Source organism: Sphingomonas paucimobilis NBRC 13935 (assembly GCF_000739895.2).
GTDB lineage: Bacteria > Pseudomonadota > Alphaproteobacteria > Sphingomonadales > Sphingomonadaceae > Sphingomonas > Sphingomonas paucimobilis.
This window is the reverse complement of record NZ_BBJS01000004.1, coordinates 92856-103884: the sequence shown is the minus strand read 5'-3', so window position 1 is coordinate 103884 and position 11029 is coordinate 92856. Positions and strand designations below refer to the sequence as shown.

The window sequence follows — 11029 nt, the reverse complement described above, 5'->3', positions numbered from 1 at the left end:
GGACGTCCGGGGGTGACGCCGCCCGCCCTACCCCCTATCTCTTTCCCATGAAAAAACCCCAGCCGGGTCTGCCGACCCGTGAGCAAATCCTCACCTTCATCGAACAGTCGGACCAGCCGGCAGGCAAGCGTGAGATCGCGCGCGCTTTCGGTCTCTCTGCGCAGGAGAAGATCGGGCTGAAGGCGCTGCTCAAGGACATGGCCGACGAAGGGCTGATCGACAGTGCCCCCGGCCGCGCCTTTCACAAGATGGGCGGGCTGCCCAAGGTGACGGTGCTGCGCATCGTCGATGTCGATGACGGCGGCAATGTCTGGGGCCAGCCGGAGCGCTGGGAGGCGGACGGCATCCCCATTCCCCGCCTGCGCATCCGCGAACGCAAGCGCGGGAGTCTGGGCATCGGCCAGCGCGTGCTCGCCCGGACCGAGGAAGCGGGCGGCGGCTGGATCGCGCATGTCATGAAGACGATCGCCCCCGCCGCCGAACAGGTGCTGGGCGTCTTGCGCGAGGAGGCAGGGCGCTTCTGGTTGACCAGCGTCGACAAGAAGGAACGGCGCGAGTGGATGGTCTCCGATACCGGTGGCGCGGAAGCCGGCGATCTGGTGCTGGCCGAGAAAGCCGGCCGCCCGCCGCGCATCACCGCGCGCGTGACCGAGCGGCTGGGCGATCCCTTCGCGCCGCGCAGCTTCTCGCTGATCGCCATCCACAAATTCGAAATCCCCGACCGCTTCCAGCCCGAGACGCTGGAAGAGGCGGAGCGGGTCGCACGTCAGCCGCTGGGTGACGACCGCGAAGACCTGCGCGACCTGCCGATCGTCGCGATCGATCCCGTCGATGCGCGCGACCATGACGACGCGGTCTGGGCCGCACCCGACGACGATCCCGCCAACCCCGAGGGCTGGCGCGCCATCGTCGCGATCGCGGATGTCAGCTTCTATGTCCGCCCCGGCTCGGCGATCGACAAGGATGCGCGGCGGCGGGGCAATTCGGTCTATTTTCCCGACCGGGTGGTCCCGATGCTGCCCGAGATTCTGTCCGCCGATGTCTGTTCGCTGAAAGAGGGCGAAGACCGCGCCGCGCTCGCCTGTCATCTTCAGATTACCAAGGACGGCAAGCTCAAGGGCTTCCGCTTTACCCGCGCGGTCGTGCGGCTGGCGGCGAACATCGCTTATGAGGATGCCCAGGCCGCGATCGACGGCGAACTGTCGCATCCACTCACCGAGACGGCGCTGCGCCCGCTCTGGGACTGCTGGGCGGCACTCGCCAAGGCGCGGGATGCGCGCGAGCCGCTCGACCTCGACCTGCCCGAACGGCGCGTGGTGCTGGACGAGCGCGGCCGCATCCTGTCGGTCGCGCCGCGCGATCGGCTGGATGCGCACCGGTTGATCGAGGATTACATGATCGCCGCCAATGTCGCCGCCGCCAAGGCGCTGGAGGCGAAGAAGGCCCCCGTCATGTACCGCGTCCATGAAGTGCCCAGCCGCACCAAGCTGGTGGCGCTGAAGGAGTATCTGGAAACCTTCGACATCCCCTTCGCCATGGGCCAGGTGATCCGCCCGGCGACCTTCAACCGCATCATCGACAAGATCGGCGACGCCGATTTCAAGCCGCAGGTGATGGAGCAGATCCTGCGCTCGCAGACCCAGGCCTATTATGCGCCGGTCAATCAGGGGCATTTCGGCCTGTCGCTGGGGTCGTACGCGCATTTCACCTCGCCGATCCGGCGCTATGCCGACCTGGTCGTCCACCGCGCGCTGGTCGGGGCGTACAAGCTGGGTGACGGCGGCCTGCTGCCCGAGGGCGACGAGATGGAGCGGCTGGGCACGTCGATCAGCCAATATGAGCGCCGCGCGATGGAGGCGGAGCGCGAGACGATCGACCGCTATGTCGCTGCCTATCTGGCCGAGCATGTCGGGCAGGTGGTCGAGACGCGGATCACCGGCGTCACCAATTTCGGCTTCTTCGCCACGGTCGACGGCGTGGGCGGCGACGGGCTGATGCCGATCCGCGATCTGGGCGGCGACTATTTCCATTATGACGAGAGTTCGCAGCAACTGCTCGGCGAGAAGACCCGCGAAATCTATAAACTGGGCCAACGCCTGCCGCTGCGACTGGCCGAGGCGAACCCGGTGTCGGGCGCGCTGCGCTTCGAACTCCCCGACGGCAAGGGCGCCAAGCCTGAACCGCGCCGGGTGCTGAAGCGGCGCGGACGGCCGGCGAACATCCGGCATAACGGTAAACGGCGCTAAAATCCTCCCCGGCACGGGGAGGGGGACCATCCGAAGGATGGTGGAGGGGGCGTGCCGCCGGGCCAGTCCTTTGTGGAAGCCCCCCCTTCGTCAGGCCTTCGGCCTGCCACCTCCCCGTACCGGGGAGGATCGTGGGATCGCTCCCCGTCCCCATGCGTAACCTTCCCAAAGGAGATCATGCATGGGCAATATGGTGGACGGCGTCTGGCACGCCGACGGACTGTTCAAATCGGACGAGAAGGGCAGCTTCAAGCGCCCCGACTCAGGCTTCCGCGACTGGGTGACGGCGGACGGCGAGCCCGGCCCCGACGGTCAGACCGGCCACCGCGCCGAGCCGGGACGCTATCACCTCTATGTCTCCTATGCCTGCCCCTGGGCGCATCGGACGATGATCGTCCGGGCGCTGAAGGGGCTGGAGTCGATGATCGACCTGTCGGTGGTCGATCCACTGATGCGCGACGATGGCTGGACTTTCGCCACCGAGCGCGGCGGGACCGGCGACCCGCTGCATGGTTCGGATTTTCTCTGGCAACTCTATGCCCGTGCGCGCGAGGGCTATTCGGGCAAGGTCACGGTGCCGGTCCTATGGGACAAGCAGCGCGATACGATCGTCAGCAACGAGTCCGCCGAGATCATCCGCATGTTCAACAGCGCCTTTGACGAACTGGGCGCATCGGAGGGCGACTATTACCCCGCCGAGCGGCGCGACGAAATCGATGCGGTAAATGCGGACGTATATGACCGGGTGAATAACGGCGTGTACAAATGCGGCTTCGCCAAAAACCAGGAGGCCTATGACGAAGCGGTCGCGCCGCTATTCGCCGAACTGGATCGGCTGGAGGAGCGACTGACGGACCGCGAATGGCTGGTCGGCGACCGGATGACCGAGGCGGATATCCGGCTGTTCACCACGTTGGTCCGCTTTGACGCGGTCTATCACGGGCATTTCAAATGTAATGTCCGGCGGATTCAGGATTATCCTGCCCTGGAGGGCCTGCTGGAACGGATGCTGGCCATCCCGGCGATAGCGGATACGGTGCATCTCGATCACATCAAGACGCATTATTATGCCAGCCATCTGGAGTTGAACCCGACCGGGATCATACCCGCCGGGCCGGACTTGCCTTGGGTAGGGCTGGTTCACAATTAATACGCTAAACCGCCCCGGCGGAGGCCGGGGCCCAGGTGCCGTGTCTTCAATGAAGCGGGCGAACATCGATTGGGAGGCGACCGGGCCAGCGCCTCCCAAACGCCGTCGTGACTGGACCCCGGCCCCCGCCGGGATGGTCAAAGCTTTAACGGCAGGGGTTAATAGGCGCGCCCGATCAGCACCCGCTCCACCGCCTCGCGGCCGGTGAAGATGCAGGGACCGTCATCGCAACCCGTCTGGCCCATCGGCGCGTTACGGATGGTCAGCTTCAAGCCCTTCAGCTTCTCGACCACCTGTTCCAGTTCCTCGCCGGTCGGCTTGGCCCAGCGGACATCGACCCAGCCGGGGTTCTTCTGCCCTTCGGCGAAATGCGCCTCGACGCCCGCCCAGTCATCGACCGGTACGATCTGCGCCTTTAGCCGCTCGGTCGACTCGCGATGCAGTTCACCCTGAATGTCGGCCAGCAGCGCCTCGACGCCCGAGACGAAATCGCCCCGCGGCTGCACGACCGAATCCAGCTTGCCGTCCTCACGGTACAGCCGGTCGCGGCGGATCACCGAGACATTGCCGCCCGCCATGTCGCGACCGCCAACCTCGATCACCACCGGCGCGCCCTTCTTGACCCAGCCCCAGCGCTTGGTCGCAGCCTTTTGCGCGCGGGCATCGACCATCGCGCGGATCGGCTCGCCGAGCGCCGACTGGCCGACCAGCTCCTTTTGCAGGTCGCGGCAATAGGCGAGCAGCGCCTCGTCCTCGGGCTGGTCGCGCAGCATGGGGACGATCACCACCTGCCACGGCGCGACCTTGGGCGGCACGCGCATGCCGTCATCGTCGCCGTGCACCATGATCATCGCGCCGATCATCCGGGTCGACACCCCCCAGCTGGTCGTCTGCGCGAAATCCAGCCCGCCCTCGGCATTCTGAAAGCGGATATTCTGCGCCTTGGCGAAATTGTCGCCCAGGAAATGGCTGGTCCCGGCTTGCAACGCCTTGCCGTCCTGCATCATCCCCTCGATCGAATAGGTCTCGACCGCGCCGGGGAAGCGCTCATTCTCGGGCTTCTCACCAGCGATGACATGCATCGCGAGGCAATCCTCGGCGAAGCTGCGATAGACTTCCAGCATCTGGAGCGTCTCGGCCCGCGCCTCATCGACCGTGGCATGGGCGGTGTGCCCTTCCTGCCACAGGAACTCGGCGGTACGCAGGAACATGCGGGTGCGCATTTCCCAGCGGACGACGTTCGCCCACTGGTTGATGAGGACGGGCAGGTCGCGCCACGACTGGACCCAACGGGCAAAGGCGGTGCCGATCACCGTTTCCGACGTCGGGCGCACGACCAGCGGCTCCTCCAGCTTCGCCTCGGGATCGGGGACGAGGCCACCCTTGCCGTCGGCGATCAGCCGGTGATGGGTGACGACCGCCATTTCCTTGGCGAAGCCGTCGACATGCTCGGCTTCCTTCTCGAAATAGCTGAGCGGGATGAAGAGCGGGAAATAGCAATTCTCATGCCCCGTCGCCTTGATCCGGTCATCGAGCAGGCGCTGGATCCGCTCCCAGATGCCGTACCCCCAAGGGCGGATGACCATGCAGCCGCGGACGCCCGATTCCTCGGCCAGATCGCCCTCGGCGATGACGGACTGATACCAGGCGGAGAAATCCGCGTCGCGGGTGACGGACAGAGCGTGCTTCATACCCGCCCGATAGCGGCAAAGACCCATGCTCGCCAAGAGGGCGGCGGTTCCGGCCTTTCGCCACCGCGCCGCAAGGGTTAGGAGCGCCCCCATGTCCGATGACCGCGTGCTGAAAGGCATCGGCCTGCGCCTGATCGCCATCTTCTTTCTGTCGACCATGTCGGCGCTCGTAAAACTGGCCGAATCGCGTGGGGCGAGCTTGTTCGAAACCATGTTCTGGCGCCAGGCCTGTGCCCTGCCGGTGGTGCTGGCCTTCGTCATGGCGGGACCAGGGCTGAAATCGCTGCGCACCACCCGACTGACGGGGCACGCGACGCGGGCCATGATCGGGCTCGTCGGGATGGTCTTCACCTTCGGCGCGGTGATGTTGCTGCCGCTGGCCGAGGCGACGACCTTTCAGTTCACCGTGCCGATCTTCGCGACATTGCTCGGGGCGCTGGTGCTGGGTGAGCGGACGGGTATCCAGCGCTGGAGCGCAGTCTTGATCGGGTTCGCCGGCGTCCTGATCGTGGTGAGGCCAGGAGCCAACGACATGTCGCTGTTTGGCGCGGGCGTCGGCCTGATGGCGGCGATGTTCGTCGCGATCGTCGCCATCGTGCTGCGCCAGTTGCGCGACGAGCCGGCGGGGACGACCGTCTTCTATTTCACCATCCTGACCCTGCCCTTCATCGCCATTCCCTACAGCTTCCATCTCCAGTCGCATGACACGCTGACCTGGGTGGTGCTGGCCTCGGTCGGCTTGGTCGGGGGCATGGGGCAGATCGCGCTGACCGGCGCGTCGAGGCTGGCCCCGGTCGCGGCGGTGGTGCCGATGGATTATTCGGGGCTGATCTGGGCGACCGTCTATGGCTGGCTGATCTTCGGCGTGTTGCCGACCATGGGAACCTGGCTGGGCGCGCCGGTGATCATCGCCAGCGGGCTGTTCATCGTGTGGCGCGAACAGCAGCTGGGCAAGCAACAGACGGTCACGGCCGCGCCGGAGGATTGATCCTCCCCGGTACGGGGAGGTGGCAGGCCAGAGGCCTGACGAAGGGGGGGCTTCTTTCATGGGGCGTCCCTCGCGGTAAGCCCCCTCCACCACCGCTTCGCGGCGGTCCCCCCTCCCCGTACCGGGGAGGATCAGCGTACCTCCCACAGCGTCGGGCTATTCTCCTGCCACCCGGCGCGGTGGAGCAACGGCGTATCGTCATCCCATTCGGCGTGGCCCAGGCACAGATAGGCCGTGAACACCCAGTCGTCGGGCACCGCGAACAACCGCTCCATCGCGTGCGGATCGAGGATGGACACCATCCCCATCCCCAGATTGGCCGCCCGCGCCGCGAGCCAGAGCGTATGGATCGCCATCGCCGTCGACTGGCGCAGCGTCTCCGGCATGGTGCGACGGCCCAGGCCGTGGCCTTCCGCCGGATCGATATGAGTGAAGACCGCCAGTTGCACCGGTGCGGCGTCCAGCCCTGCTAGTTTCAGCGCACGATACGCCGCCGCCTGTTCATCGGCATAGTCCGCCGCCGCTTCTGCATCGCATTGCTGAAAATTCGTCCGGACGGCGGCACGAAGGGCGGCGTCCTCCACTCGGATCACCCGCCAGGGCCGCGCATTGCCGACCGAGGGAGACAGCGCCATCGCCTCCGCCAGCCGCGCCAGCGCTGCCTCGTCGATCGGATGGTCAAGAAAATGCCGGACATCGCGGCGCCAACGCAGGATCGTCTCCAGCGTCGCGGCCTGGGTTTGGTCAAAGCGCATCTTCGTCCCTTCTCCGGCTCGGAGCATCCCGCTTCGCTTGCGCGTTGGGAGGCCTCGCTTCAATCGATTTACCTGTCATGAGAAGGAGACCAAGCGCCCGTGAGCGAACGGAAATTGATGCTGCTCGGCTGGATCGCCACCGCAACCGCCGTGGCCATGTACCTGTCCTATATCGACCAGATACAGCTTAATCTGGCGGGACAGAAGGGATCGACGATCCAGCCGCTGGCGACGATGGTGAACTGCTCGCTCTGGGTCGCCTATGGCTTTATGCGGGAGAAGCGGGACTGGCCGATCGTATTCGCCAATGCGCCGGGGGTGATCCTGGGCGGGATTTCGTTGTTCACCGCCCTTTGATCCGGAACCTACCCTCACCCTTCCCACCCGCTGTCGCGGGCGGGGCCAGTGACGGGTGAACAGCGCCCCGCGCTGTTCAATCCATGCCGGGGGCATGGACGACCCGTCACTCCTCTCCCACTGGGAAAGGGAGGGAGGCGCGAAGCGCCGAAAGGGTGAGGGTGTCTTGACCGATCAGGCCACCTTGTCCTTCCACACCAGCACTGGCTTGCGCGCGGCCAGCGTCTCATCGAGGCGCGCGCGCGGGGCGAAGTGCGGCGCGGTCTTGAGCGACTGGTCGCCCGCCTTGGCCCGCTCCGCCACCGAACGCAGCGCGCCGATGAACTGATCAAGCGCAGCCTTCGATTCGGTTTCGGTCGGCTCGACCAGCATCGCGCCATGGACGACCAGCGGGAAATACATGGTCATCGGATGGAAGCCCTCGTCGATCAGCGCCTTGGCGACGTCGATCGTCGAGAAGCCCTCGGCCAGATTCTCGTCCGAGAAGATGGCCTCGTGCATGCACGGGCCACTCTTGGCGAAGGGCGCGTCGAGCGTGCTCTCCAGCGAGCGCAAGACGTAATTGGCGTTGAGCACCGCATCCTCGGCGACCTGACGCAGGCCGTCCGCGCCGTGGCTGAGGATATAGGTCAGCGCGCGGGTGAACATGCCCATCTGGCCATGGAAGGCGACCATGCGACCGAAGCTGTCGGCGTGATGATCGTCGGCATTTTCTTCCTCGACCAGCCGGAAGCCCTCGCCCGTCTTTTCGACGAAGGGCAACGGTGCGAACGGCGTCAGCGCCTCGGAGAACACCACCGGCCCCGAACCCGGCCCGCCGCCGCCATGCGGGGTCGAGAAGGTCTTGTGCAGGTTGATGTGCATCGCATCGACGCCCAGATCGCCCGGACGCACGCGCCCGACGATGGCGTTGAAGTTCGCGCCGTCGCAATAGACATAGCCGCCCGCCGCGTGGACCGCGTCGGAAATGTCCTTCAGGTCCCGCTCGAACAGGCCGCAGGTGTTCGGGTTCGTGATCATCACGCCCGCCACGTCCGGGCCCAGCCGCGCTTTGAGCGCTGCGGTATCGACGCGGCCATCGGCGGTCGCGGGGATATCCTCGACCGAGAACCCCGCAAAGGCCGCCGTCGCCGGGTTGGTGCCGTGCGCCGATTCGGGGACCAGGATCACCTTGCGATGGCCCTCGCCCCGCTTCTCCAGCGCCGCCTTGATCGCAAGGATCCCGCACAGCTCGCCATGCGCGCCCGCCTTGGGGCTCATCGCGACCGAGGTCATGCCGGTCAGCGTGACCAGCCAGTGCGCCAGCTGATGAATGACCTCCAGCGCGCCCTGCACCGTGTCGACGGGCTGGAGCGGGTGGACGTCGCTGAAACCGGGCAGACGCGCCATCTTCTCGTTCAGGCGCGGATTGTGCTTCATCGTGCACGAACCCAGCGGGAAGAGCCCAAGATCGATCGCGTAGTTCTGACGCGACAGGCGGGTGTAATGGCGCACCGTCTCCGGCTCCGACAGGCCCGGCAGGCCGATCGGGTCCTTACGCGACAGGTCGCCCAGACGCGAACCCGCGACATCACCCTCGGCGAAATCGACGCCGGTCGTCTCAGCATCGCCGATCTCGAAGATCAGCGCCTCTTCCAGCATCAGCGCGCGGTTGCCGGTAAAGGTCGCAGGCGCGCCGCCGTCCTTGGCTTCGGGGCTCGTGGGCTTCCAGCCGCTCTGGTTGATCGTCATGCCAGCACCTCCTCGAGCGCCTTAGCAAGCGTCTCGATATCCTCCGGCGTCACCGTTTCGGTGACCGCCACAACCAGTCCGTTCGCGAGTGCGTCTTCGCCCGGATAGAGCCGGCCGAGCGACACGCCGGCCAGCACGCCGCGATCGGCGAGCGTCCGCACGATCGGACGCGCCTCGCGACCCAGATCGAGCGTGAACTCGTTGAAGAACACGTCGTTGATCAGCTTCACGCCGGGAACCTTGGCCAGACGATCCGCCGCGCGGCAGGCGTTTGCGTGGTTGATCCCCGCCATGCGGCGCAGACCCGCTTCGCCCAGCAGCGTCATGTGGATCGAGAAGGCGAGCGCACACAGCCCCGAATTGGTGCAGATGTTCGACGTCGCCTTTTCGCGGCGGATATGCTGCTCGCGGGTCGACAGCGTCAGCACAAAGCCGCGCTTGCCGTCCGCGTCCACCGTCTCGCCACAGAAGCGGCCCGGCATCTGGCGGATATACTTATCCTTGCAGCCCATCAGGCCGACATAGGGCCCACCGAACTGAAGCCCCACGCCCAGCGACTGGCCTTCGCCGACGACGATGTCGGCATCCATCTCGCCCGGGCTGCGGATCGCGCCCAGTGCGACCGGCTCGGTCACGACCGCGATCAGCAGCGCCTTCTTGGCGTGGCAGGCCTCGGCCAGCGGGGTCAGGTCGGCGATGCGGCCCAGAATGTCCGGATACTGGACGACGACGCAGGACGTGTCGCCGTCGATCGCCGCGATCATCTGGTCGATATCGGTCTCGGCGGTCAGGACCGGCGCGGCCGTCTCCAGCGTGTCGCCGGTATATTTCGCCATGGTCTTGGCGACCGAGACATAGTGCGGGTGCAGGCCCGAGGACAGGATCGCCTTCGACTTCTTGGTGATGCGCCGCGCCATGCCGATCGCTTCCCAGCAGGCGGTCGAGCCGTCATACATGGAGGCGTTGGCGACATCGGTGCCGAGGAGACGTGCGACCTGCGTCTGGAACTCGAACAGCATCTGCAGCGTGCCCTGCGCGATTTCCGGCTGATAGGGCGTATAGGCGGTCAGGAACTCGCCACGCTGGATCAGGTGATCGACGCTGGCGGGGACATGATGGCGATACGCGCCGCAACCCAGGAAGAAGGGCACATCGCCCGCCACGATATTCTTGCGGGCGAGCGCCGTCATGTGCCGCTCGACCGCCAGTTCGGAGGCGTGATTGGGCAGCCCCTCGATGGGGCCGGACAGGCGGGCGGATTCGGGCACGTCGACGAACAGGTCGTCGACCGATCCGGCACCGATGACCGAGAGCATCTCGGCCCGATCGGAAGAGGTAAGGGGCAGGTAGCGCATCAGCGATCCTTGACGGCGGCGCGTGGTGCGCCGAAAATGCGAACAATCCGGGTCGGCATCAATTCCGGCCCATGGTCGGTACAAACTTCACGGCGGCACTCTGCGGTGGCGCGCCCTTCGATCACGACTTCGTGACCGGCGGCATCGGCGAGCGAAGGCGTCAGGCCCGCATTATCGCCGATGCTGACCGAGGCAGACGAACCGCCGCCCTGCATCCGCCTGGAGCGCAAATCGCAACCCCAGGTGCCGCATTCCAACCAACCCCGAATCCGAACCACCCGGCCATCCCAGTCTTCCAGCCCCCGCGACAATTGCGCGGGGGAAAGATCGACCGGTTCGGCGGCAGCCTGTGCCGTCAGCAGGAGGAATGCGGCAAGGCCGCTCACAGCTTGGCGACGAACGCGGCGTAGGCGGTTTCGTCCATCAGGCCGTCCAGCTCGGACGTATCCGACAGCGTGATCTTGAAGAACCAGCCCTCGCCCTCAGGATCGCTGTTGACCAGCGCAGGCTCCTCGGCCAGCTGGGCGTTGCCCTCGATCACGGTGCCCGAGACGGGCGCGTACACATCCGAGGCGGCCTTGACCGACTCGACCACGGCGGCCTCGTCGCCCTTGGACAGCTCGCGGCCTTCCTCGGGGACATCGACGAACACGATGTCGCCCAGCGCGCCCTGCGCGTAATCGCTGATGCCGACCGTGCCGACATCACCGTCGACGTCGATCCACTCATGATCTTCGGTGAAATAGCGGCTCATGG

The 11029-nt window shown here is 66.1% G+C and carries 10 protein-coding genes; 4 read left to right on the top strand and 6 right to left on the bottom strand.

Translation table 11 applies throughout. The annotated features are described in order from the left end of the window. Window positions 1-47: 47 nt before the first annotated feature. Window positions 48-2246, top strand: a complete 2199-nt coding sequence (gene rnr, locus SP6_RS01390; protein WP_007407116.1) for a ribonuclease R — start codon at window positions 48-50, stop codon at window positions 2244-2246. Window positions 2247-2427: 181 nt separating this feature from the next. Next, window positions 2428-3396, top strand: coding sequence for a glutathione S-transferase family protein (locus tag SP6_RS01385; RefSeq protein WP_016510905.1), 969 nt, complete (start codon window positions 2428-2430; stop codon window positions 3394-3396). 158 nt (window positions 3397-3554) lie between these two features. Here SP6_RS01385 and proS read toward each other — a convergent pair whose 3' ends face one another. Continuing rightward, window positions 3555-5087 (bottom strand): proline--tRNA ligase, encoded by a 1533-nt coding sequence (proS, locus tag SP6_RS01380; protein WP_035386813.1) that lies wholly within the window; start codon window positions 5085-5087, stop codon window positions 3555-3557. Between the two features lie 91 nt (window positions 5088-5178). Here proS and SP6_RS01375 point away from each other — a divergent pair, with 91 nt between their 5' ends. Beyond that, window positions 5179-6075: a DMT family transporter gene (locus tag SP6_RS01375; RefSeq protein ID WP_016510906.1), complete on the top strand. Its 897-nt coding sequence runs from the start codon at window positions 5179-5181 to the stop codon at window positions 6073-6075. Window positions 6076-6206: 131 nt separating this feature from the next. Here SP6_RS01375 and bluB read toward each other — a convergent pair whose 3' ends face one another. Then, a complete protein-coding gene (gene bluB / locus SP6_RS01370; RefSeq protein ID WP_007406635.1) occupies window positions 6207-6830 on the bottom strand; it encodes a 5,6-dimethylbenzimidazole synthase in 624 nt (207 codons plus the stop codon). A gap of 99 nt (window positions 6831-6929) precedes the next feature. Between bluB and SP6_RS01365 the strand changes: the two genes are divergently transcribed. Continuing rightward, the gene (locus SP6_RS01365; RefSeq protein ID WP_197913059.1) at window positions 6930-7187 is read left to right on the top strand and encodes a SemiSWEET family transporter; all 258 of its coding nucleotides are present in this window, start codon (window positions 6930-6932) and stop codon (window positions 7185-7187) included. Between the two features lie 174 nt (window positions 7188-7361). Here the strand turns inward: SP6_RS01365 and gcvPB are convergent, their stop codons facing one another. The 4 genes from gcvPB to gcvH are packed head-to-tail and all read right to left on the bottom strand — an operon-like array spanning window position 7362 to window position 11027. After that, window positions 7362-8918, bottom strand: a complete 1557-nt coding sequence (gene gcvPB, locus SP6_RS01360) for an aminomethyl-transferring glycine dehydrogenase subunit GcvPB (protein WP_007406639.1) — start codon at window positions 8916-8918, stop codon at window positions 7362-7364. Further along, window positions 8915-10273 (bottom strand): aminomethyl-transferring glycine dehydrogenase subunit GcvPA, encoded by a 1359-nt coding sequence (gcvPA, locus tag SP6_RS01355; protein WP_007406641.1) that lies wholly within the window; start codon window positions 10271-10273, stop codon window positions 8915-8917. Before gcvPA ends, gcvPB begins: the two co-directional genes overlap by 4 nt. Beyond that, the gene (locus SP6_RS20735) at window positions 10273-10659 is read right to left on the bottom strand and encodes a hypothetical protein (protein ID WP_007406619.1); all 387 of its coding nucleotides are present in this window, start codon (window positions 10657-10659) and stop codon (window positions 10273-10275) included. Before SP6_RS20735 ends, gcvPA begins: the two co-directional genes overlap by 1 nt. Beyond that, entirely contained in the window at window positions 10656-11027 is a 372-nt protein-coding gene (gene gcvH / locus SP6_RS01345; protein ID WP_007406634.1) for a glycine cleavage system protein GcvH, read from the bottom strand. The genes SP6_RS20735 and gcvH overlap by 4 nt, the downstream gene beginning before the upstream one ends. Window positions 11028-11029 lie beyond the last annotated feature (2 nt).

Bases quoted from the DNA above. Each gene is read 5' to 3' on its own strand.
- gcvH (WP_007406634.1), bottom strand. From the start codon at position 11,027: ATGAGCCGCTATTTCACCGAAGATCATGAGTGGATCGACGTCGACGGT.
- rnr (WP_007407116.1), top strand. From the start codon at position 48: ATGAAAAAACCCCAGCCGGGTCTGCCGACCCGTGAGCAAATCCTCACC.
- gcvPA (WP_007406641.1), bottom strand. From the start codon at position 10,273: ATGCGCTACCTGCCCCTTACCTCTTCCGATCGGGCCGAGATGCTCTCG.
- proS (WP_035386813.1), bottom strand. From the start codon at position 5,087: ATGAAGCACGCTCTGTCCGTCACCCGCGACGCGGATTTCTCCGCCTGG.
- bluB (WP_007406635.1), bottom strand. From the start codon at position 6,830: ATGCGCTTTGACCAAACCCAGGCCGCGACGCTGGAGACGATCCTGCGT.
- SP6_RS01375 (WP_016510906.1), top strand. From the start codon at position 5,179: ATGTCCGATGACCGCGTGCTGAAAGGCATCGGCCTGCGCCTGATCGCC.
- SP6_RS01385 (WP_016510905.1), top strand. From the start codon at position 2,428: ATGGGCAATATGGTGGACGGCGTCTGGCACGCCGACGGACTGTTCAAA.
- gcvPB (WP_007406639.1), bottom strand. From the start codon at position 8,918: ATGACGATCAACCAGAGCGGCTGGAAGCCCACGAGCCCCGAAGCCAAG.